At 42.8% G+C, this 23,422-nt stretch carries 26 protein-coding genes; all 26 read left to right on the top strand.

Annotation, left to right across the window (positions count from 1 at the left end):
* The first annotated feature begins 7 nt into the window (after positions 1–7).
* The 26 genes from MKX41_RS16140 to MKX41_RS16015 all read left to right on the top strand — a co-directional run bounded on the left by MKX41_RS16140 (position 8) and on the right by MKX41_RS16015 (position 23,412).
* Positions 8–928: a SpoIIIAH-like family protein gene (locus tag MKX41_RS16140; protein ID WP_149646746.1), complete on the top strand. Its 921-nt coding sequence runs from the start codon at positions 8–10 to the stop codon at positions 926–928.
* A gap of 147 nt (positions 929–1,075) precedes the next feature.
* Entirely contained in the window at positions 1,076–1,585 is a 510-nt protein-coding gene (gene accB, locus MKX41_RS16135) for an acetyl-CoA carboxylase biotin carboxyl carrier protein (protein WP_042190457.1), read from the top strand.
* Positions 1,586–1,639: 54 nt separating this feature from the next.
* Positions 1,640–2,983, top strand: coding sequence for an acetyl-CoA carboxylase biotin carboxylase subunit (gene accC / locus MKX41_RS16130; RefSeq protein WP_042190455.1), 1,344 nt, complete (start codon positions 1,640–1,642; stop codon positions 2,981–2,983).
* A 114-nt stretch (positions 2,984–3,097) separates the two neighbouring features.
* Positions 3,098–3,514: an Asp23/Gls24 family envelope stress response protein gene (locus MKX41_RS16125; protein ID WP_042132343.1), complete on the top strand. Its 417-nt coding sequence runs from the start codon at positions 3,098–3,100 to the stop codon at positions 3,512–3,514.
* 74 nt (positions 3,515–3,588) lie between these two features.
* Complete coding sequence (gene amaP / locus MKX41_RS16120) at positions 3,589–4,128, top strand: alkaline shock response membrane anchor protein AmaP (RefSeq protein WP_042129814.1); 540 nt, start codon at positions 3,589–3,591, stop codon at positions 4,126–4,128.
* A gap of 15 nt (positions 4,129–4,143) precedes the next feature.
* Positions 4,144–4,377, top strand: a complete 234-nt coding sequence (locus MKX41_RS16115) for a DUF2273 domain-containing protein (protein ID WP_042190453.1) — start codon at positions 4,144–4,146, stop codon at positions 4,375–4,377.
* Between the two features lie 298 nt (positions 4,378–4,675).
* Positions 4,676–5,128 (top strand): transcription antitermination factor NusB, encoded by a 453-nt coding sequence (gene nusB / locus MKX41_RS16110; protein WP_042190451.1) that lies wholly within the window; start codon positions 4,676–4,678, stop codon positions 5,126–5,128.
* Between the two features lie 144 nt (positions 5,129–5,272).
* Positions 5,273–6,130 (top strand): bifunctional methylenetetrahydrofolate dehydrogenase/methenyltetrahydrofolate cyclohydrolase FolD, encoded by an 858-nt coding sequence (gene folD, locus MKX41_RS16105; RefSeq protein ID WP_042129810.1) that lies wholly within the window; start codon positions 5,273–5,275, stop codon positions 6,128–6,130.
* A 12-nt stretch (positions 6,131–6,142) separates the two neighbouring features.
* Positions 6,143–7,522: an exodeoxyribonuclease VII large subunit gene (gene xseA, locus MKX41_RS16100; RefSeq protein ID WP_340971811.1), complete on the top strand. Its 1,380-nt coding sequence runs from the start codon at positions 6,143–6,145 to the stop codon at positions 7,520–7,522.
* The gene (gene xseB, locus MKX41_RS16095; RefSeq protein ID WP_042129807.1) at positions 7,500–7,757 is read left to right on the top strand and encodes an exodeoxyribonuclease VII small subunit; all 258 of its coding nucleotides are present in this window, start codon (positions 7,500–7,502) and stop codon (positions 7,755–7,757) included. The genes xseA and xseB overlap by 23 nt, the downstream gene beginning before the upstream one ends.
* Positions 7,744–8,691: a polyprenyl synthetase family protein gene (locus MKX41_RS16090; protein ID WP_076284484.1), complete on the top strand. Its 948-nt coding sequence runs from the start codon at positions 7,744–7,746 to the stop codon at positions 8,689–8,691. The genes xseB and MKX41_RS16090 overlap by 14 nt, the downstream gene beginning before the upstream one ends.
* Before the next feature lie 99 nt (positions 8,692–8,790).
* The gene (dxs, locus tag MKX41_RS16085; protein ID WP_076284485.1) at positions 8,791–10,695 is read left to right on the top strand and encodes a 1-deoxy-D-xylulose-5-phosphate synthase; all 1,905 of its coding nucleotides are present in this window, start codon (positions 8,791–8,793) and stop codon (positions 10,693–10,695) included.
* A gap of 46 nt (positions 10,696–10,741) precedes the next feature.
* A complete protein-coding gene (locus tag MKX41_RS16080; protein WP_340971803.1) occupies positions 10,742–11,644 on the top strand; it encodes a TlyA family RNA methyltransferase in 903 nt (300 codons plus the stop codon).
* A gap of 111 nt (positions 11,645–11,755) precedes the next feature.
* Positions 11,756–12,229, top strand: a complete 474-nt coding sequence (locus tag MKX41_RS16075) for a hypothetical protein (protein WP_256716299.1) — start codon at positions 11,756–11,758, stop codon at positions 12,227–12,229.
* Between the two features lie 148 nt (positions 12,230–12,377).
* Positions 12,378–12,827: a transcriptional regulator AhrC/ArgR gene (gene ahrC / locus MKX41_RS16070; protein WP_042190440.1), complete on the top strand. Its 450-nt coding sequence runs from the start codon at positions 12,378–12,380 to the stop codon at positions 12,825–12,827.
* A 64-nt stretch (positions 12,828–12,891) separates the two neighbouring features.
* Entirely contained in the window at positions 12,892–14,619 is a 1,728-nt protein-coding gene (recN, locus tag MKX41_RS16065) for a DNA repair protein RecN (RefSeq protein WP_042190438.1), read from the top strand.
* A 138-nt stretch (positions 14,620–14,757) separates the two neighbouring features.
* The gene (gene spoIVB / locus MKX41_RS16060) at positions 14,758–15,870 is read left to right on the top strand and encodes a SpoIVB peptidase (protein ID WP_081382880.1); all 1,113 of its coding nucleotides are present in this window, start codon (positions 14,758–14,760) and stop codon (positions 15,868–15,870) included.
* Between the two features lie 199 nt (positions 15,871–16,069).
* A complete protein-coding gene (gene spo0A, locus MKX41_RS16055; protein ID WP_042129795.1) occupies positions 16,070–16,885 on the top strand; it encodes a sporulation transcription factor Spo0A in 816 nt (271 codons plus the stop codon).
* 174 nt (positions 16,886–17,059) lie between these two features.
* Positions 17,060–17,584: a tyrosine-type recombinase/integrase gene (locus MKX41_RS16050; RefSeq protein WP_340971795.1), complete on the top strand. Its 525-nt coding sequence runs from the start codon at positions 17,060–17,062 to the stop codon at positions 17,582–17,584.
* Positions 17,581–18,042 (top strand): tyrosine-type recombinase/integrase, encoded by a 462-nt coding sequence (locus tag MKX41_RS16045; RefSeq protein ID WP_340971793.1) that lies wholly within the window; start codon positions 17,581–17,583, stop codon positions 18,040–18,042. The genes MKX41_RS16050 and MKX41_RS16045 overlap by 4 nt, the downstream gene beginning before the upstream one ends.
* 171 nt (positions 18,043–18,213) lie before the next feature.
* Positions 18,214–18,765 carry a hypothetical protein gene (locus MKX41_RS16040; protein WP_340971791.1) on the top strand — a complete coding sequence of 184 codons (552 nt, stop codon included), beginning with the start codon at positions 18,214–18,216 and terminating at the stop codon, positions 18,763–18,765.
* Between the two features lie 517 nt (positions 18,766–19,282).
* Positions 19,283–20,461, top strand: coding sequence for an S-layer homology domain-containing protein (locus tag MKX41_RS16035; RefSeq protein WP_340971787.1), 1,179 nt, complete (start codon positions 19,283–19,285; stop codon positions 20,459–20,461).
* A 37-nt stretch (positions 20,462–20,498) separates the two neighbouring features.
* Positions 20,499–20,816, top strand: a complete 318-nt coding sequence (locus tag MKX41_RS32325) for a hypothetical protein (RefSeq protein ID WP_445671319.1) — start codon at positions 20,499–20,501, stop codon at positions 20,814–20,816.
* Between the two features lie 194 nt (positions 20,817–21,010).
* Positions 21,011–21,229 carry a hypothetical protein gene (locus MKX41_RS16025; protein WP_340971784.1) on the top strand — a complete coding sequence of 73 codons (219 nt, stop codon included), beginning with the start codon at positions 21,011–21,013 and terminating at the stop codon, positions 21,227–21,229.
* Between the two features lie 113 nt (positions 21,230–21,342).
* Positions 21,343–21,729 carry a hypothetical protein gene (locus tag MKX41_RS16020; protein WP_340971783.1) on the top strand — a complete coding sequence of 129 codons (387 nt, stop codon included), beginning with the start codon at positions 21,343–21,345 and terminating at the stop codon, positions 21,727–21,729.
* 678 nt (positions 21,730–22,407) lie between these two features.
* Positions 22,408–23,412, top strand: coding sequence for a hypothetical protein (locus MKX41_RS16015; protein ID WP_340971781.1), 1,005 nt, complete (start codon positions 22,408–22,410; stop codon positions 23,410–23,412).
* Positions 23,413–23,422 lie beyond the last annotated feature (10 nt).

The raw sequence follows: 23,422 nt of genomic DNA, 5'->3' as shown, positions 1-23,422 counted from the left end.
ATTAAGAATGAACGGCAAAAGACAAACAATATGGTTGGTTTCTATGCTCAGTTTGATGGTTGTACTCTCGGCATACTATTTATTTACTGAAGATTCAGGTGCATCGGTTCCAAAAGACACAGCAGGAACTATGCAGGTAGACTCCTTGAAAAAAGATACAGCAAACGCAGCATTACCAACGGTTGGCGACAAAGGTATCGTTGTGAACGAAGTGGTCAATCAAGGAGATGTTGTTGCTGATGGAGGCGTTGTAGATAACGCTACAGCCACTGACGATAGTGCAGCTACTGCAACTACTGATGACAGTGCAACTACAGCGGTTAAGGATGATAGCAGTAAAGCTGCAGCAGACAGCGGTAACTCTGAGAAAGCTTCGACGGACACTGCTGCAAAAGACTCCAGTAAAACTTCTGACACGGCAGCTAAGGACACAGCAGCTAAGGACACAGCAGCTAAGGATACAGCAACTAAGGATACGGCAGCTAAGGATACAGCGGCTACTACAACATCCAAAACCCCTGCTAAGAATGATAAAGAAATCCTGGATGAAGTAGCTTCACAAAGTGTATCGGCGAGCAGCATGTTCACTAACTACCTGTATGAACGTGAGCAAAAGAATCTAAAGAGCCAACAAGACTTACTCGCTTTGATTAACGATATGGAGAAGACGCCTGCTGATAACGCAGTTGCTCAAGAACAGCTCCTTAACCTTGAAGAAAAAGAATCTAAAATTACGGGCATCGAAGAACAGCTTCAACAAAAATATGGGGAAGCCATCGTGAAGGAAGAAGCTGGGGACAGCTATAAAGTAGTCGTACTGAGTGACAAGCTGGATGTAAAACAAGCGGTTAGCATCGTTGATCTCGTAATGAAGGAACTGAGTGTGTCTCAGGATAAAGTTAGTGTTCAATACGTTTCCGAGAAATAATAAGACGTGAAATTATAGGGAAAATGACGAAAGAGCTCGGGTTCTCCCGGGCTCTTTCCATTTCTAGCGTTTATGATATAATACATAAAGTTATCTTGTCCGCTTAAGAAGTGGCTTCGAGAGAAAGCTGAAGGAGTGAACTAATGTATGTTCAAGTTGAGCGAAATTAAGGAATTAATTAAATTGCTGGACCAGACCTCCTCTGTACATGAGTTGGAGATCGAAAGCGAAGGAATGAAGCTTGCAATTCGCAAACCGGATCGCCCTGAAGCTGATGGAACAGCAGTACAGGCGACTCCTTATAATGCCTATCCCTTTACGCCTGCCCCGCAGCCGCAGAGCGTGCAGCAAGTGTCCTATCCAGTAATCAGTGAGGTTCCTCCAGCGCAGCAGCCACAAGCCGTCGCAGAAGGCAAACTACATAAAATTGTATCTCCAATGGTGGGAACATTTTATAGTGCCGCTTCTCCGGAAATGCCATCGTTCGTTAATGTTGGAGACCGTGTTGGTGAGAAAACAACGGTATGCATTATCGAAGCGATGAAGCTGATGAATGAGCTGGAAGCGGAGATTAAAGGTGAAATCGTGTCCGTACTGGCCGAGAATGGTCAGCTTGTAGAATACGGTCAACCACTATTCTTGGTTAAACCGGAATAAATACCGCAGATTACTTATGGAGCGGAAGCTTCGCAAAACTTTGGGAGGAAACGCATGAACATTCAAAAAGTGTTGATTGCCAACCGCGGCGAAATCGCGGTCCGCATTATTAGGGCCTGCCGAGAACTGGGCATTTCCACCGTCGCGGTCTATTCGGAACCTGACCGGGATTCACTGCATGTCCGGTTGGCTGATGAAGCTTACTGCATCGGTCCGATGCCGTCCAAGGACAGCTATCTGAACTTTACAAATATTATGAGTGTAGCCACCTTAACAGAATGTGATGCCATCCATCCTGGTTATGGATTTTTAGCTGAGAATGCAGATTTTGCAGAAATTTGTGAATCTTGCAATATTATCTTCATTGGGCCATCTCCAGATGCAATCAACCGTATGGGTGATAAAGCTGTGGCGAAGGAAACCATGAAGCTGGCTGGAGTTCCGATCATCCCGGGCTCAGATGGCCTTGTAGGTGATGTTGAGGAAGCCGTCATGCTGGGTCGTGATATCGGATACCCGATTATCATTAAGGCTACCGCAGGTGGCGGGGGTAAGGGCATTCGGATTGCTGAGGACGAGGAATCATTGGTGAAGCAGATTACTGCTGCACAACAGGAAGCGCAGAAGGCGTTCGGCAACGCTGGTGTATATTTGGAAAAGTACCTTACAGGTATGAAGCACGTAGAAATTCAAATTATTGCAGATAAGCATGGTAATGTAGTGCATTTAGGTGAACGCGACTGTTCCGTACAGCGTCGTCGCCAAAAGCTGATTGAAGAGGCACCTTGTTCTGTACTTACACCGGATATCCGTGAAGCGATGGGGAATGCAGCAGTTCGTGCAGCACTCGCTGTGAATTATTCGGGAGCGGGAACGCTTGAATTCTTGCTTGGACCGGATGGACAGTTCTACTTCATGGAGATGAATACTCGTATTCAGGTAGAGCATCCGGTAACGGAAATGGTTACGGGTGTGGATTTGATCAAGGAAATGATTTCGGTTGCAGAAGGAAATCCTTTGTCATTTACACAGGAAGATATCGTGATTAATGGCTGGTCTATTGAATGCCGTATCAATGCGGAAGATCCAGAACGTAATTTTATGCCTTCACCAGGTAAAATCGGCTTTTATTTGCCGCCTGGAGGTCTCGGTGTTCGTGTAGACAGTGCGGCGTACCCTGGTTATACGATTTCCCCTTTCTATGATTCTATGATTGCAAAGCTGATTGTATGGGCACCCACACGTCAGGAAGCGATTGCAAAGATGAAGCGCGCCTTGGCTGAATTTGCCGTGGAGGGAATCCATACTACGATCCCTTTCCATCAGAAACTGTTGGAGCATCCTGTATTTCTGGATGGTAATTTTGACATCAAGTTTCTGGAAGAGTATGAAATTTAGGACGACTTCGCTTTGTTTGTCATAAAGTTCGTCAAATGATATAGTATGTTTAATAAGAGACGTGCTTTACGCTTGAATTTATGAGAATCTTTGTTGAAAGGTGTGAAGTCTAAAATGAGTACATTGCCGACAGAATACGAACGGACAGAAATCGGTGAGATCCAGATTGCTCCTGAAGTGATCGAGGTGATCGCAGGTTTAGCGACCGTTGAGGTTAAAGGTGTAGCTGGCATGAGCGGTGGTTTCGCCGGTGGTATTGTTGAGCTTCTCGGACGTAAGAACTTGTCTAAAGGAGTTAAAGTAGAGGTTGGACAACGCGAAGCTGCAGTGGATGTTTCTGTAATCATTGAATATGGTAACCGTCTTCCTGAAGTGGCTGCTGAAATTCAGCGTAATGTTAAGCGTTCCATCGAGACTATGACTGGTCTGACTGTTGTGGAAGTGAATGTGCATATTCATGATGTACAATTCAAGAACAACAACACTGTAGACAAGAACGAGGAAGCTGAAACGGTTCTTCGCGTGAAATAACAGTCGTCGTTCTTCCATAAACCCCCGACAGTAAAGTCGAGGGTTTACTCTAATTTAAGGAGGTTATGAGACTCGTGGCAAAAATTTTGGACAGACTTTTGCTGTTTGTCTACAGCTTAAGTATCGGAATATTATCTGTTATTGCCATCCTCCTCTTGAGCGGTGCTATTCCTAAAACTTTGGAGATTGAGAATGGACCAGCAGCTTATATTACTGCAATTGTAGTAGCAGTTGTCTTGTTCCTTCTGAGCATCCGATTTTTCTACATCTCTTTGCGTCGTGATCGCGCTTCTTTACCTTCTGTTGATCAGCGTACAGAGTATGGGGATATCCAGATTTCAGTGGAGACCATTGAGAATCTGAGTCTGAAGGCTGCCGGTAAAGTGAAGGGAATCAGAGATCTCAAATCGCGTATTCGCGTTTCTCAGGCGGGCCTTGAAATTACAATTCGCGCAGTAGTGGATGGTGAACATTCATTGCCGCTACTAACCACAGAAGTGCAACGTCAGGTGCATGATTTTGTGCAGGAGACAACCGGTATTCCGGTTGCTGATGTGTCTGTATACATTGCTAACCTCACGCAGTCTCCAAGCTTCAAAAGTCGAGTGGAATAGAGGTGAATTTCCCTTATGTCTTGGAAAGAAGTATGGGAAAGTCACGGGGGTAGAATCGCCGGAGTGACTTTCGGCATTGGTCTAGGTTTGATATATTTAATTTGCGGTTTTTGGGATATGTTGTTCTTTGCACTGGTAGTGTTCATCGGATATACGTTCGGCAAAAGAAAGGATAACGCAGAGGCTCCCCTGTTTCAGTGGCAGGAGCTGATTACGCGTCTATCCGGACGCTGGCGTCCCTTCAAGTGAACCGCGATAGTCTTTTTCCCGGAGCAGGAAGCCGTAAGTTTGTGTTGTCCAATGCCCCTGGAAGAAAGACTTTGCGGTTTTTTTAATTGTGAAAGATATCTTTAACGGACATCGGACAATAATCCTCTAAGGATTAGGGATAGAATTCGAAGGATTTGGGCTTAAAATAATTATAGGCGATGTGATTAAAGTCTGAATTATTATCACACTTGAGGTGTGAAGTTATATTTATGGTTGCCCGACGTTATAGAAGTTTGAGTAAAGATGTTAATGCGATATAAGATTTTAGGAGGAACACATGAAAAGACGTATAGCGAGAGAGATTATTGTCCAAAGCCTGTATCAGATGGAAATGAACGATGTAGAGAGCGCGGAAGCTGTGGAAATGCTGCTGGAGGAAGCTTCAGAGGAGAATGAAACAGAGCGTGTAATTACGGACGAAATTCAGCTTAAGCACTATGTGGTGGAGCATGTAAACGGTGTGTGGGAGCACAAGGTTGCAATTGACGATATGCTTGAACATTACTTGAAAGGCTGGCAAATGAGCCGTCTGTCACGTGTGGATCGTCAAATTTTACGTCTTGCGGCGTATGAAATGGTGTTCGCGAATGATGTTCCGGCTAAGGTTGCTGTGAATGAGGCTATAGATTTGGCCAAGCATTTTGGAACGGATGATTCCGGTAAGTTTGTAAACGGTGTGCTTGGTAAGATGATCCAGGAGATCGATACAATTAAAGCTGACCATTCTTAATTTTTAAAAATATAAGCAAGTATAAGTTATTCACCTATTCTTTATGTTTTATATTTCTCGCATAAACGCTTACCGTCCACGTAAGGACGCCGAAGGTGTTTATGCTTGTACAATAGTAAAGTATATAAAAGGGGAGAGACTATCATGACAGCAGCAATCATCAGTGGTAAACAAGTATCTGAGGAAATTCGTATTGGTATTGCCCAGGAGGTTGCTGAACTGGCGAAACGTGGCGTGAAGCCCGGTCTGGCAGTAATTCTAGTAGGTGAAGATCCAGGATCACAAGTTTATGTTCGCAACAAGGAAAAATCTTGTATCAGCCTTGGTTTCCATTCGGAAGTGCATAAACTGGATGAGTCTACTACTCAAGAAGAATTGCTGGCTCTCGTAGCGCAGCTTAATGGACGCGATGATATTGATGGGATTCTAGTTCAACTTCCATTGCCTAAGCATATTGAGGAAAAAGCTGTTATTGATGCGATCTCCGTGGAGAAAGACGTTGACGGCTTTCACCCTGTAAATGTAGGTAACCTAGTGATTGGTGCTGACAGTCTGCTTCCTTGTACACCTGCAGGTGTAATTGAACTAATCAAACGCACAGGAACAGGAATGGCTGGTAAACATGCTGTAGTCATTGGCCGCAGTAATATAGTAGGTAAGCCAGTATCTTTGTTATTGCAACGTGAGAATGCTACTGTGACGATGTGCCATTCCCGTACAGCTAATATGCAAGAAATTAGCCGTCAAGCAGATATTCTAGTTGTTGCGATCGGACGCGCGAATTTCATTGACGCTTCGTACGTGAAACCGGGTGCTGTTGTCATTGATGTGGGTATGAACCGTCTGGATAACGGTAAGCTTGCGGGTGACGTTGATTATGATAGTGCAAAAGAAGTTGCCGGATACATCACACCTGTTCCGGGTGGGGTTGGACCGATGACGATTACAATGCTGATGAGCAACACGCTGATTGCGGCTAAACGCCGTCACGGCTTGGAATAGGGGTAGGAATTCATGGCGGCAGAGCGGCAGGTCTATTCGATAAAAGAACTCAACCGTTACATCCGCATGAAGCTAGACTCGGATAATTTACTTTCGGATGTATGGATTCGCGGAGAGATTTCCAACTTTACGCATCATGGTAGCGGTCATATGTATTTCACGCTAAAGGATGAGAGCAGTCGGATCAAGGCGATTATGTTTGCTTCTCATAACCAGCGCCTACCCTTTATTCCGAAGGAAGGTGCTCGGGTAATTGCTAGAGGTAATGTGACCGTATATGAACGGGACGGGCAGTACCAGTTCTATGCCACACACATGCAGCCTGATGGAATTGGTAGTCTATATTTAGCCTATGAGCAGCTGAAGAGCAAGCTTGAGCAAGAGGGGCTGTTTGCAGAAGCGCGTAAACGCCCTTTGCCTCGCTTTCCAAAGTGCATTGGCGTGATTACTTCGCCAACGGGGGCAGCTGTGCGGGATATCGTGATTACACTCCAGCGGCGGTTTCCGCAGGTGGCTATTGTGATCTATCCCGTACTGGTGCAAGGCAAAGGCGCCGCGCCTTCGATCGTGAAGGCGATTGGAGCGCTGAACCGCATGGGTGAGGCCGACGTGCTTATCGTCGGCCGCGGCGGCGGTTCGCTCGAGGAGCTGTGGGCGTTTAACGAGGAGGAAGTCGCGCGAGCGATATCGGCATCAAGGATTCCGGTCATCTCGGCCGTTGGCCACGAGACCGATTTCACGATTGCCGATTTCGCCGCCGATCTCCGCGCGGCTACGCCCACAGCGGCCGCGGAGCTGGCCGTGCCACACGCCGGCGAGCTAGCTGCGCAGCTTCGCCAGCAACAGCAGCGGCTCCGCCAAGCGCTGCAAAGACGCGCCCTGCGCGGACGCGAGCGTCACGCGGGGCTGGAACGCTCGCTGGCGCTGGCAGGCCCGCGCCGCTCGCTGATGCAGCACACGCAGCGGCTGGATCAGCTGCGTGAGCGGCTACAGCGCTCAGCGGATGCACGGCTCAGCCGTTCCCGCGAGCGCAAAGCTGTGCTGCATCATAGTCTGCAGCGGTTCCATCCGCACGGCAGTGTTGCCGCTGCGCGTCAGCGCACTGAAAGCATGCGCCGTGAGCTGATGGGTGCTATGCTGGCCCGCCTGCAGGAGAAGCGAGCTCGCTATGTAGCGGAGATTCGTCATCTGGATGCACTGAGCCCTCTTAAAGTTATGTCGAGAGGCTACAGCTTAGTCTATGACGAAGCAGAAGAACATTTAATTAAATCGCTGACCGAAGTACAGCTTGGCGATCTTGTAGTGATAAAGATGAATGACGGACAGCTGAACTGCCAGGTATGGGGAATGAAGGAGGATGGCAAAGACGATGACGAAGGAAGCGGAACTTGATTTTGAAGGCGCCATGGACCGGCTGGAGGAAATCGTACGTGAGCTTGAACACGGCGACGTTCCCCTGGAGAAGGCCATCGATTTATTTCAGCAAGGTATGAAGTTATCTCAGCTTTGCGGCAGCAAGCTTGAGCAGGTAGAGCGTAAGATCGAAATGATTACCCTAGAGGACGGAGAACTGCGTAAGAAGCCGTTTGGTGCACGTCTGGAAGGGGACGCCGATGACTCGCTTTGAGCATGAGCTTGAGAGAAACTCTGAAGGAGAAACAGTGCGTCAGCCACTGGAGGATTACATCGCGTCCTTAAGCGATCTAGTCTCACATGAACTAGAGGTTATTCTCCCCACACAATGGATGGTTCCAGAGAATTTGCAGCAAGCCATGAAGTATTCACTTATGGCTGGGGGCAAACGCCTCCGGCCACTGCTGGTGATTATCGCATGTGAAGCACTAGGAGGAAATCGAGAGGCTGCCCTGCCTGTCGCTGCTGCTATAGAGATGGTACATACCTATTCGTTAGTTCATGATGATTTGCCTGCCATGGATAATGATGATTATCGGCGCGGGAAGCTGACGAATCATAAAGTCTTCGGGGAAGCGACCGCTATTCTTGCGGGTGATGCCCTTCTGACCCATGCTTTCTACAGTGTGGTACAAGCCTCGCGTAAATTTGGCGTCCCTGCGGAAAGTGTACTATCCATCGTGGAGGATTTGGCGGAAATGGCAGGCCCTCGTGGTATGGTTGGCGGTCAGATTGCAGATATGGAAGGCGAGCAGGGTCTAACCGATCTTGCACAGCTAAAGTACATTCATCTGCATAAGACAGGAGATTTGATTATCTTTTCGCTACTAGCTGGCGGTCGTATTGCAGGTGCTAACGAGCAGCAGCTTGAGGCTTTGCATAAATTTGGAACAGCCATTGGACTCGCTTTTCAAATCCAGGATGACATTCTAGATTTGGTTGGAGACGAAGGTAAACTTGGCAAAAAAACAGGCAGTGATGTTAAGCAGCATAAAGTAACCTATCCTTATTTTATCGGTCTCGAAGCATCGCGAGAAGAAGTGAAGCAGCTTACAGAAACAGCCCGAAATGCTGTTCTGAACGGTGGTTTTCATGACAGCCAGCGCCTGCTGGAAATTGCAGATTACTTAATGGCACGTGATCACTAATTATGAACTTTCGAAACGGCTGTATTTCGACAGCCGTTTCGTTTGTGTTATAATGGGTTTTATATAATTTACAACATCTAGGAAAGCGGGGAACTATACGTGCTGCTTCCACAAATAAATGATCCTAAGCAACTAAAATCATTGTCAGTCGATGAATTAACTACCTTAGCGGAGGAAATTCGTCGATTTCTGATTGAGAAGCTTACAGCAACTGGGGGGCACCTCGGATCCAATCTGGGAGTCGTGGAGCTCACTTTGGCTTTGCATTATTGTTATAACAGCCCTCGTGACAAAATGATTTACGACGTAGGGCACCAGGCTTATGTCCACAAGATTCTGACTGGTCGTCAAGACCGCTTCGATACCCTTCGTAAATATCAGGGCTTGTGCGGCTTCGTTAAGCGCTCCGAGAGTGAGCATGATGTATGGGAAGCTGGACATAGCAGTACCTCATTATCGGCAGCAATGGGGATGGCGATGGCTCGCGATCTCAAGGGTGAAGACAATAAGGTTATTGCCGTGATTGGTGACGGTGCTCTTACTGGCGGTATGGCGTTTGAAGCACTTAACCATATTGGCCATGAGAAGCGTAAGCTGATGGTTATTTTGAACGATAATGAAATGTCAATTGCTCCTAATGTAGGAGCGATGCATAATTATCTAAGCAAAATACGTTCAGATCGCCACTATTTGCGTGCCAAAGACGAGGTAGAAGGACTGCTTAAGAAGATTCCGGCCATCGGAGGACGATTAGCAAAGACTGCTGAACAGTTAAAAAATAGTCTCAAATATATGATGGTACCTGGAGTATTGTTTGAAGAGCTCGGCTTTACGTATCTCGGTCCTGTAGACGGACATGATCTGGAGAAGATGATTGATACCTTCCACCAAGCAGATAACGTGGCTGGACCTGTGTTGGTACATGTATTAACAACTAAAGGTAAGGGCTACAAACCCGCTGAGACCGATTTCTATAAATCACATGCCATTTCACCATACAAAATTGAGTCGGGTCAGGCGCTTAAAGCTGTGGGTCCTCCAATGTACACGGAAGTATTTGGCGAGACGCTGATCGAACTGGGTCGGGAAGATTCCCGTCTGATTGCAGTTACACCTGCGATGCCAGGAGGTTCGGGCTTGTTTCCTTTTGCTAAGGAATTTCCGGATCGTATGATTGATGTCGGGATTGCGGAGCAGCATGCGGCTACTCTGTGTGCAGCTTTGGCTATGGAAGGGATGAAGCCGGTATATGCGGTGTATTCTACCTTCATGCAGCGTGCCTATGATCAGATCGTCCATGATATTTGCCGGCATAACGCGAATGTTATGTTCGCCATTGACCGCGCGGGGTTTGTAGGTGCGGATGGTGAGACTCATCAGGGTGTGTACGATGTTGCTTTTATGCGCCATATTCCGAATATGGTGATGATGATGCCAAAAGACGAAAATGAGCTGCGTCATATGATGAAGACGGCGCTTGAATATAATGACGGTCCGATTGCTTATCGCTATCCGCGTATTAACGGTACAGGTGTAGCAATGGATCCTGAACTGCGTACTATTCCAATCGGATCATGGGAACGACTGCGTACAGGCGAAGGTTATGCTGTTGTAGCCTGCGGACCTATGGTTCAAGTGGCTGAAGAAGCCGCTGATTTACTCAAGCGGGAAGGGATTCAGGTGGGCGTCGTAAATGCGCGATTCTTGAAGCCACTCGACAACTCCATGCTGCTTGATTTGGCTCACGCTGGAACCAACATGGTTGTTATTGAAGAGGCTTGCCAAGCGGGAAGTCTCGGCAGCTCGGTATTAGAATTCTACGCAGAGAATGAAATTTATGATGCTCGTGTACATCTGATGGGTGTACCTGACATCTTTGTGGAGCACGGCTCTATTAAAGAACAGCGCCAGGAAACAGGTCTTACTGTAGAAGCGCTATGTGCACGTATCAAGTCCATGATGGCTTTGAGTGCTTATAACTACAAAACAACTTCGTCTTCCTAAATGGAAGGCGGAAATTAGCAACCCTTTGAACGATCGGGAGATGACCATGGAACACCGTAAAGAACGGATAGATGTACTACTTGTTGAGCAAGGTTTTTATGAAAGCCGTGAGAAGGCTAAAGCAGCCATTATGGCAGGACTGGTGCTCGCGGATGAAGAACGCATTGAAAAGGCTGGTATGAAGGTGTCACGGGAGGCCACCCTTAAAGTTAAAGGCTCTGTGCATCCATATGTCAGTCGTGGGGGCCTAAAGCTGGAGAAGGCTCTACGCCAATTTAATATTGATCTTACGGGACGGACCATGCTGGACATCGGTGCTTCTACTGGAGGCTTTACGGATTGTGCACTTCAGAATGGAGTAAGCCATGTGTACGCGATTGATGTTGGCTATAATCAGCTGGATTGGTCGCTGCGTAATGATGAACGCGTTAGTGTGATGGAACGAACGAATTTCCGATATATGACGCCTCCAGATTTGGTGGGTCCGATTCCAGATTTTGCGAGTATTGATGTTTCATTTATCTCCTTAAAAATAATTCTTCCACCGCTCAAAGCTTTGCTTAAGCGCCCGACGGATATTGCTGCGCTGATCAAGCCACAGTTTGAGGCAGGACGGGAGAAGGTTGGTAAATCAGGTGTAATTCGTGATTCTGCTGTTCATAAAGAGGTATTAATTAATGTACTGACCATGGCGGCAGAGCTGGGTTACCAGCTGCAGGGATTAACCTTTTCACCGATTACAGGCGGGGAAGGCAATATTGAGTTTCTTGCTCACTGGAGACTAACGCCTGAATTGGCGGAAGCTGAAGAAGGTATATTACAGCCTTCAGATGCTGTATCATCAGTCATTCCAGTGGGGGATTTTCCATCCCTAGCGGATGAAGTGATTAAGCAGGCTACGGGTACTTTTAATGTAAATTCGACTCATGGAAACTCATCGCGCCGGTGAGTTTCTTTTTCCATATGGAAAATAACAATTATTCGGAAAGCTTCTAAAAAGGCAGCTTAGAAGAAGGAATTGGCATGGCTTCACGCGAATAAATCACCGAGGTGATTGATAGTGGCGGGTAGCTCTGACAAGGTCGTCATGGCGTTTATTGGAGTAGCATTATCGATTTTTATAATTTATCGGATATATATATGGCTGCAAAATTCTCCGCGTTCTTTCATGAAGGATCAGATCCCGTTTAATAAAGTGATTATTCCTCACCCATCTATAGACATACTAGAGGATGAAGGGTACGAGGTCGTTGGAGGGAAGCTCAAAATCCCGTTGTCCTTCAACGTAAACGGGGCGCAGATGTATAGCCGGTTATTTATAGATTATGTGGCGACTAAAGAGGAAGGATCAATATATTTGGTTATCCTTTCTAGACCACGGAAACCTTTGGATTTCACAGGCAGTGGCTTACGAGATACCTTGCTTCCGTACTTGCTGATTTATCCGGAATGTAGCGGAGTTTTGTATGTTAATACTGCGGCGGGATCTATTCAAGTGATTAAGCTTGGCAGAGATGACGGAGAATCAAACTGAGTCCATATTTAACTAGGTGTATGCTTCCGAAGTAGTTTTGCCGAAGCAATTCGGGGAGCATCGCTTACAAAACTAAGTTCATGCTTCCGATGTAGTTTTGTCGCTGCTAATCTGGAAGTGTCGCTTACAAAACTTTTAGGAGGCAACAATGAAGGGTCAACGACATATTAAGATACGTGAGATTATTACGCAAAAGGATATCGAGACACAGGACGAGCTGGTAGAAGCCTTGCGTGAATCTGGTTTTCAGGTTACTCAAGCTACAGTATCTCGAGATATTAAAGAGCTATTGCTCATCAAGGTGCCTATGGATGATGGAAGATACAAATATTCGCTTCCAACTGACCAACGGTACAATCCAATACAGAAGCTGAAGCGCGTTTTGGTGGATAATTTTGTGCAGATCGATTCATCGGCTAATCTTGTGGTGATGAAATGCTTACCGGGAACGGCTAACTCAGTCGCTGCTTTGATTGATAATATTGACTGGCCACAAATTATGGGGACCATCTCTGGTGATGATACCATTCTAATTATTTGCCGCCAGCCTGAGGACAGTAAGACTGTAATTTCACAAATCATGGGTTACATTTCTTAAATTATAAGAAAGTATAAATTTCATTCTATCAAATTCTTATCATCTTCTCGGAGGTGCTCTATTAGTGTTAGAAACCTTGTCTATCCGCAATCTAGCCGTCGTTGAGGCGGTAGATGTGCATTTTTATCCTGGCTTCCATGTGCTCACAGGGGAGACTGGGGCAGGTAAATCCATTATTATCGATGCGCTTGGACTGATTGCCGGAGGGCGCGGCTCCGCGGATTCTATTCGTTACGGTTGTGAAAAAGCAGAGATGGAAGCGCTCTTCAGCCTCCCAAGCGGTCATCCCGTCTGGGATACTTTAGAGCGTCTTGGCATTGAGGCTCAGCGTGAGGAGCATCTTATAATACGCCGTGAACTCACCTCTCAGGGTAAAAGTACATCACGTGTAAACGGACAGATGGTCAATCTTACTATGCTACGTGAAATTGGCGAGCAGCTGGTTAATATTCATGGACAGCATGAACACCAAAACCTATTGAAGGCAGAACGACATTTGGGACTGCTGGATACATACGGAGAACCCATTATCGGGCCGCTAAAAGCGGTATATCAGGAAAAGTATTCAGCCTTTGCGAAAGTGGAGAAAGAGCTCCGAGAGCTGCAGGAATCCAGCCAAAAGGCTTATCAAATGCTTGATTTGTACCGTTTTCAGTTAGAAGAAATTTCATCTGCAGCATTAAAACCGGGAGAAGATGAATTACTTGCCGAAGAACGGGTCAAACTATCCCACAGTGAGAAAATGATGGATTCCGTATCCGGTGCATATGAGCTTCTCTACGATAGACAAGGCTTAGAATCCATAGGTAATGTCATTTCCAGACTCGAGGATGCGGTTCGTTATGATGAAAAGGGTCTTAAATCCGTGCTTGAGCAGCTGCAATCTTCTTATTATCAACTAGAGGATGCTGCATTTCAGCTTCGTGATTACCGAGAAGAGATCGAATTCAATCCACAGCGACTCGAAGAAATCGAGAATCGTCTCGATTTAATTACCGGACTCCGCCGTAAATACGGAGATAGTGTAGAACAGATTTTAGCTTATTATGAACAAATCCATCGGGAAACCGATCTGCTTGAGAATAAAGATGAATATCTGGAGAAACTGACGACCAAACGCGATGCATTGCTTTCTGTATTGATGGATGCAGCTACTGAATTAAGTGAAGCACGGAAGCTGTGTGCGTCTGATTTAGCCACGCAAGTGGAAAGTGAGCTTAAAGATCTTCAGATGGAAAGAACCTCGCTACAGGTTAAATTAGACACGTTGGAGGACCCACGTGGAGTTGATTATAAGGGTCGGCGTATTCGTCTTACAAGACAAGGGATCGACAGTGCGGAATTTATGATTTCCCCTAACCCTGGCGAGCCGTTAAGACCTCTTGGCAAAATTGCCTCGGGTGGTGAGTTGTCGCGAATTATGTTGGCAATGAAGAGTATTTTTGCGCGTCATGATGCGATTCCAGTTCTGATTTTTGATGAGGTAGATACCGGTGTGAGTGGTCGGGCTGCTCAATCCATTGCAGATAAACTGTATAAGCTGTCCTCCACTTGTCAGGTGTTCTCCATTACGCACTTACCGCAGGTGGCTTGTATGGCTGATCATCAGTACTTAATCCGCAAAAAGGTTGAGGACGGAAGAACCATGACGGAAGTGGAATCACTCTCGAATGATGGACGTGTAATGGAGCTGGCCCGAATGCTGGGTGGGGTGGAAATTACCGAAAAAACATTGCACCATTCGCAGGAAATGCTTAATTTGGCCGAGGCAAGTAAGGCTGCAACAAGCTAAGCGGAACAATGATTGACAGTAATAAAAGCCTGGGGGCAAGGTTATCTTATAGGTACGCAATTGGCGACCACCTTTTTCGTCAAGCGAAAGAAGCAAAAGGGAGCGTGACAGCCATTGAAGCCTAACCTCAGGAAGTTAATGCCAGGCCTTTTATTTGCCTTCTTTCTTAGTTTATCGGGCATAACGGGAACCCACCAAAGTTTTGCCGCACCACTGAACAGTGAACCTGCCAAGGTGACTGCGCATGGAATGAAACCGGAACTGAAGGTGATCCCGGGAGGTCAAACGATCGGAGTAAAGGTGAAATCAGCAGGTGTTCTGGTTGTTGGACATCATCTGATTGAAGTATCCGAGAAATCCAAGCTTTCCCCAGGTGAGGTCAGCGGTTTGGTGCCAGGTGATTTGATGATCTCCATTGATGGAGAGAAGTTGGACGAGTTATCTAAGGTGGCCAAGCTTGTGGATCGTGCTGGAAAAGCGAATAATTCTCTGACGATTGTCTTTAAACGCGCTGGGAAAGAGCATACAGCCAAGCTGAAACCCGCGTATGATATTAATGACAAAGTCTGGAGGTTAGGCCTGTACATTCGAGATTCTGCAGCGGGTGTCGGCACGTTAACTTTTTATGCCCCGAAACAGGGGGTTTATGGAGCTTTAGGACATGTGATTACGGACATGAATACAGGAACACCAATTGTTGTTGGCAGTGGTCATATTGTTCAGTCCAGTGTAACTTCGATTTCTAAAAGCCAGGATGGCGATCCGGGTGAGAAACGAGCTCATTTCTTGAAAGAAAGCCAAGTGCTTGGTAATGTGGAAAGTAACACAGATTTTGGTATCTTCGGTAAAATGAGTCGTAATCCCGAGCATAGTCTTTATAAAGAACCTATTCCTGTGGCCATGAGCAATCAAGTCAAGGAAGGTCCTGCTGAAATTCTTACCGTTGTAGATGGGCAGCAGGTGGAGCGATTTAAGGTTGAGATCATTCATGTGGCACATCAGCAGACGCCAGCGACAAAGGGTATGGTCATTCGTATCACAGATCCGCGACTGATCGATAAGACAGGTGGTATCGTTCAAGGGATGAGCGGAAGTCCAATCGTTCAAAATGGACGGCTCATCGGCGCTGTAACTCATGTGTTTGTAAATGATCCTAAGTCCGGCTACGGTTGCTTCATCGAATGGATGCTTAAGGATTCTGGTGTAACCCTACAGGAGAATAGGTATCCATTAAATCTTAAGGCGGTTTAGCCTTAAGATTTTTTTGTCGAAGAATTACGAAGATCATCGAACTTTGAAATAAAATATTTAATTATAATCCATGCCAGAAAAAAAATAAAGAAAAATAATTTTCGACAGAAGGGAATTCAATCTCCATGTCGAAAATGTTAAGAGACAAGAAAAAAATGTTATTTTCGAATAGCAGATATAATTAAGGAGGAAGCAGCCAGTGCAGAATATTGAAGTGTTGTTGGCCGATGATAACAGGGAGTTTACGAATTTGCTTTCCGAATACATTTCTGAACAAGAAGATATGACGGTAACGGGTATCGCCTACAATGGTGAAGAAGTGCTTCAAATGCTAAGCGAAGCACGCAAAGTTCCCGATGTCCTTATTCTTGATATCATCATGCCACATTTAGACGGTCTGGGTGTCTTAGAACGTCTGCGTGATATGGATCTGAATCCTCAACCGAAGATCATCATGCTGACCGCTTTTGGTCAGGAGAACATCACTCAAAGAGCTGTACAGCTTGGTGCATCCTATTATATTTTGAAACCGTTCGATATGGAGGTCCTGGCAAATCGTGTACGTCAGCTTGTAGGGGTCCAAGGCAGCATGAGCTCATCCTCTAACATGTACAACTATTCGTCGACGTCCAGATCGAATGTAGTGCCGCTTACGAAGGGCAAGAATCTTGATGCTAACATTACCTCGATCATCCATGAAATCGGTGTTCCAGCACATATCAAGGGCTATCAGTACCTGCGCGAAGCGATCACCATGGTATATAACAATATCGAGATCCTTGGTGCGATTACAAAAACACTCTATCCAGCCATAGCAGAGAAATTCAAGACCACGCCTTCACGCGTTGAACGTGCCATTCGCCATGCGATTGAAGTGGCTTGGACCCGTGGCAACATCGACTCCATCAGCCATTTATTCGGCTACACGATTAATATCTCCAAATCTAAGCCTACTAACTCGGAATTTATTGCCATGGTAGCAGACAAGCTGCGGATTGAGCATAAGGTTAGTTGAAAGGGTTAGGGGCACTGCGGGGTAAGGGATTGTGGGTTGCTGGAAGGTGTTTACAGACAGTATATAAAAACCGATAGACTTGTTTTGAATCCGATAAACTTTTTCCATCTCACCCGATAAACCTTTTTGGTTTATTGGGTTTTGTTTTTGTAGGAAAAGAGATGGAGGATTTGTATGGAGTTATCGGATTTGGAGTTTTTTTTAGAAGACTTTTTAGATTGTCAAAACAAGAATTTATCACGTAAGACCGTTAACTCTTATGAACAATCTTTGAAGTTATTTGTTGCTTATTTAAAGAATCAGCATGATGTTGATAAGGTGAAAGAAGTACGAGTTGGACATATTAGGCAGTACATTGCTTATTTACAAGAGCGGGGTAAATATACGGTAGTAAATCGTGAATCTTCCAAATTGGTCAATTTTCCAGAAAACAGAGTAGACTTTAAAAAAGAAGTTTCATCAATCACAATTAATAACTACATTCGTAACATTAAGGTTTTCTTCAATTGGTTGAAACAAGAAGGAGAGTTGCTTAAAAATCCTGTTGAGAATATCTCACAAATTAAAACTGTAAGAAGACAGAAAAAGGGGATAAGTCAAGAAGAGTTTAATGGATTGATTGAAAAGTTTGATTATACTAAGTTTCATGGATATCTAAATAAAATCATCGTATTATTGTTACAAGATATACTGGCATGAGAATTGGTGAATGCTTAGAAGTAACAGTAGATGCAATCGACTTTAAGAGTAAAATGATTCTATTGACTAAAACTAAAGGTAGAATAGAACGGTATGTTTATTTTTCCAATGTGATGCAAAGAGAATTAAAGCAATATCTAAAATTTAAAGACCGATACACAGAATCGAAATTACTATTTCCAACAACCAAAGGGACTCCTTTAAGTATCCAATCGTTTGAGAAGCAATTAAAGGATGCTAGCAAGATGGCTGGGATAGATGTTCATCCTCACATGATTCGGAATAATTTCGCAAGGCACTATCTGTTAAATGGCGGAGATTTCTTTACGCTGTCTCGTATTCTTGGACATAGTTCAGTTACGGTTACAGAGCAAGCTTATATGGATTTAACACGTGAAGAAATAGCGAGGAAGTATCAAAATCATTCACCACTTAGCAAGTGGAAATTGCAAAATTAATACACTATGAGGAGTGAGGATTATGGAATACATCTTTAAAGCCGATCTTTTTAATCTTGAACTTGCTGATCAGATACATCTTGCTATGTTACCAGTAATAACAGAATTAAAACATGGAGATAATTATGCATTAACAATTAGCTTCATGTTGAATTGCTAAATGATTCTCGTATGGATTATGTAGATGTTCCTTTGAAAAAGTGGGAGACAAGTAAAACTAGGGAAGATAAGATATATCAATTACTCGGATTTCAGTTGGGGAAAATTGATGAGTTACTATGTAATAATGGACTTAAAGTAATCAGATCTACTATTCAAGGTGAGAAATTAGAATTTAACGACATTATCAAAGTTCAATTATCTCTAAAAGAGCAAAAGCATAACCTTTCTAAAAATAGAAAAACAAACAACCCACTAAAGGTGAAAAGTGTAGTACCTTGTTTACCATTTACTCAAGGTATTGTTTCCGATTTTGCAAGCGAGAGACTTTCAAAGATGTATATTGATTTAATGAAAGTAATACGTAGCAAAAAATTAATGTCTGAAATCCTAGAAATTGAAGTCACGGAAGATGAGAGAAAGCTATATAGTGCTTTTTGTAAGCAATATGGGGAGTTATGGCTGCCTACAGATGATACAAAACAAGCGCTTTTCGATAAGTTGAGAAAACGAGTAGAAAAAGTATTAGAAAAACAGTCTGATAAAGAACATTCCGAAATGTAAGTCTCACAATATAGGATTAAGCAGTTAATGCTTAGTCCTTTTTTGTTTTTATCGAACAAATTAATTGATGCTCATACACTAATTGATATGGTAAAATAATCCTATATTATCTTTATTATATTTTTATAAGAGCAGAGATCCCCAATAATATTATGTAGTGAATTTTAAGTTCCGAAGAAATTTTTGATTCTTTTCAACTTATGAATAAGACAAGCTAATATATCTTTAAGAGTGAGGTTTAAAAATGTTTTTTGGTACTTATAAGTTTATTGCGAATATGATTAGAACGAACCTACGATAGTTTGATTAAATAACTATTTCATGAGGCAGTGAGATGTTTAATAGTGTCAGAGATGAGGTTTAGTTTAGTCTAGAACGATACATCATAAATGATAAGTGCGTAAACGAAATCATGATAAAGTACGGATGTCTATGGATGAGTTTGAAGAAATTGATTCATTACTAAATATTTTATCTTCATTCACATATTAAAATTAATTTCGAGAGGTGTAAAGACATGAAAACTAAATTTTTAACTACTATATTTGTTTTGATTGCATTTCCTTTGTTATTGACTGGTTGTATTTATGCTAATGCTACTGTAGATATAAAAGCAGATGGATCAGGTAAGGTAAAAATGGTTGCTGGATATTCTAAAGAAATCCTTAACAAACTTGGACAAACACCAAAGGATTTTTCTGGTAAATATAACGAATACTACGAATTAACATCTAGTGGTAAAAAATATCTTGCTGAAACTTGGGAAGACGCATTTTTAGGACCAGATGACATGAACACAGCAGGCGTAGGTACTATTTCTCAAGAGATGGGACTTGTTGAGTTAGTTAAGCTTAATGGTGGACTTCAGTTAAATGTAAATCTTAATAGTTTTCTAGGTCCTGACATGAAAACTGATCGCATGCTCCCCAAGTTAAAAGATATTACAAAAGAATCTCTTAAGGACATGAAACTTTCTGATCTTATTGCTCAAGATGCTGATGGATTAGTACTTAAAGCAACATTTAACATGCCTTTTAATGTAAAGCAAATTGCCGGAAGTACTGATGGAGTTGTTGTAAAGGGCAAAACAATCAGCCTTGACTATCTGAAGATGATTGATTCTGGTAGTCGTGAATGGAAATTTGAATCTTTAAATCCAAATGCAGATAAAAATAAACCATTATTTTCTGATGTTAAGAGCGGTGCCTGGTATGCAAAACCTATTGAATCAGCAGCAAAAAATGGCCTTCTAAACGGATTTTCTAACGGAACATTCAAACCAAATAACTACCTAACCCTTGCAGAGCTATGCAAGATTACTCTAGCTATAGCTGGATATAAAATGGACAACAATCCAGAATACTGGGCTATGGGTCATGTTCTGTTTGCGCAGGACAATGGTTTTGTTCTTTCAGATGCTCCAGTAACGGCTGAAAATTGGGACGTTCCAGCAACTAGAGAAGAAGCAGTTTATGCCATTACGTTAGTAACAGGATTTCAAGAAGCGGTAGGAAATGTAAAAAGCGAGGACATCAAAGACTGGAACAATATTGACTCAAGAATGAAGAAAACCATTCTTGCTGCGCACAATGCAGGAATTGTTAAGGGAAATCCTAACGGGTCATTTAATGCCAAGGGCAATATTACCCGTGCGGAAATTGCACAAATTTTATCCAATATTAGCGAACAAAAGTAAATAAATAATGGTTTGAACTTATTTAGGGAGCATTAACATGAAGATCGCAAAGTTTTTAGAAAGAGTTAATTTCTTAAAAATATTAAGGAATTTATTTGACCTACTCAGTATTTCAATAAGCAAAGCGATTCGGAATTGGATTACGGCTAAGCAGGCGTCTTACACCATTCCGCCTAAAGCGAATAGTCAAAATTCATGGAAAGTCGATTGGTATCGGTACAAAGAACAGCACTTGGTTGAGTGCTTTTTCAATAAAATTAAACACTTTCGCCGTGTGGCAACTCGTTACGACAAGTTGGCCAAGTCACTCTTGTCGTTTGTATGCGTGGCTGCCATTTTTAAATTGACTGAATGATGAGTTTTCAGACACATCCTAGCACAAAGTAATAGATATTTATTGATTAGTAAATCATCAGAGAGCATTGTTCTATCTGATCTACCAACTAATTATCTGGATTCGTTGATAAAAAAGACTTCGAATAACCCGAATAATGCTATGGTTTTAACTGAGATTCATCGAATTATAAATTCAAGAAAAGTCACGATCAAATGACTGTTTTGGGGAAAGATGGTGGATTATTTTTGGCAAATGAGGAGAAGAAACATATCACCGATATGACCTTATTAGAGCTATTAAACAAATATCAAAAAGAAAAAGAAGAATTTAAACAATACGCAGATAAGACATTTATGAAAGACGTAGACGAGAAGGATGAAGTCACAAAGAAACGATATATTAAGATATATGATGATATAGAGAAGAGATAATGAATACTGCTTGCTTTATAGCAGAAAAACTATTGAAGTAATTGAGAAAAAGTTAAAGTAGTTTTCAATGAAATGGCTATTTTACGGACATATATTGAGGAGGGAACATCGCTATGAAACGCCATGTTCAAATTTTATTTATATCCTGCATTCTTTTCGTTCTAGTGGGTTGCTCTAACGAGTTAAAGGAAGCAAAGGAAAATGCTAATGCTGGTATGCATATATACTTGAGTTCACAGCAAGACTTAGAAGGCGATAATAAAATTGAAATTGGACTCAAATGGCTATTTGGGATTTTAGATGATACCGATATTCCAAAAGAAAAAATGGATGACGAGCTAACTGAAATAAGAGAAGAGGTTATGAATATACTCTCTACTACGTACATGATAACAGATGAGGAAGTCCAGAACATTTCAAGTACTAAAGATGAAGATCAGCGAAGTAGCGAAATTGAGAAGATATCAAGGATAATAGCTGAGGACATGAATCAAAAGTAACCATGGACAGTTTGGATATAATAAAGGGCATGTTTCATTAAATCTAAAGGAGTGCTCAGATGTTGAAGATGAATCTAGTTGAAAATGGTGTTGATTCATTGAAAAGCTATTAGATTTGCACGATAATATCGGTTTAGAGCACAATTTAAAAGATTCCGTTCTTTCTCTTAATTATGGTATTGAAATTTTACTAAAGTATGTTTTAGGAGAAAAGAATGAATATTTAATCTTTACTGATTTAGAAAGTATATGAGTGCTAAAGCGAAGATGAAGAAGGACGACAGTTTGCTAACAGTGTTTGACGCAAAACCAAATCTTAGAACTGTAACAATGTTTGAGGCAATTAATCGAATTAAGTTTCTTTGCGATATTGATATTCCTGAAGATCTGGAAATCCCCCTTATTTATCTGAATAGATAAGAAATAATATTATGCATTATGAAAAAAACTTAACTGATGATCAATAAAACAAACTATTCAAAAGCTACAGATGGGCTTTGATCATTGTATTTAATTTTTAGAGATACAATTTCCGATATAGGAGTGGTTTATGATAGAGCTAGAATCGAACTTACAAGAGAGCAGTACGAACTTACGATGATGGATATTCAAGTCGATATGATGCGAGATGAAAGATGGTGAAATGCAAGTTTTATTTACTAATTTGGAGGTTGTAAAATGGAACCCTGGAGTTTGAACGAAGAAGAGTATAAGATTCTTCTTTCATATATTGGATGTGGAGAAATTCCAAAAGCAGATATACTAATCTTCGGAAATGAAGAGGGCACAGGTGGATATAGTGTAACTGCAAATGTTAAAGCCAGAACACAGTTGTTTGGAAGAGATGAAATCTCCGGCTCGATAAAACATTGTATTGAAGAGAATAACTGGAGGGAAGGGTTTTATCAACCGGATGCACAAACTGGAGGAAAATTAGTTGAACAGTTTCTTCTTCCGCATGAGAAAAAACATTTAAATGACTTTACTGGCGGTGTATTCAATGCTGCTATTGCAAGACTATGTTTGGCGAGTGAACGGAGCGGTGAAGATAATTGGTTCCAAGGATCTGCTAACACTACAGCATTCAACACAATCAAAGAGTATATTCGCCAAAATCTTTACAAACCTAGAACCGAAGGTATTCAGACTGCTCTGTTAGATTGGAGACCGTTACCAAGACTTACAGAGAGCAGATGGTATACAATTGAGTATGGAGCGGTAGCGTTATCGCCCGAAAATAAGCCTAATCAAGAAAACCCATATTTAGCAGTATTCAATAAACCCAAGGCTAAGTATAACCCGAAAAGATATTCTACATCAGGCTTTAGTGACTTTAAAGAGGATATGGAATTTAGAACAAGAATAATAAAAAACGCTCTAATAAAATCAGATGCACAGATTCTACTTGGTATCGGCGGAGCTGGAGGCTTTAAAAAAGATGCTCTTGAATTAATGTTTGGTTCGAACATATTCACACCAGTACCATTTTCATGCGATATGAGAAACAGCAAGGGGCAACTGCAAAAGGCTTTTCAAGCAAATGTTCCTTTGCAAAACAAACACTTACATATATTCTTGATACCATTTCCATCTGCAGGGCAAGGATTTGTCTCACAACAGAATGCACTTAGCATGCTAGAAGAATTATCTATTAAAATGAATAAAATACTGTTGACTAAGTAATGAGATAGTG

The organism is Paenibacillus sp. FSL R5-0475 (assembly GCF_038004585.1).
Classification (GTDB): Bacteria; Bacillota; Bacilli; order Paenibacillales; family Paenibacillaceae; genus Paenibacillus_AQ.
This window is presented reverse-complemented; position numbering and strand designations above follow the sequence as displayed.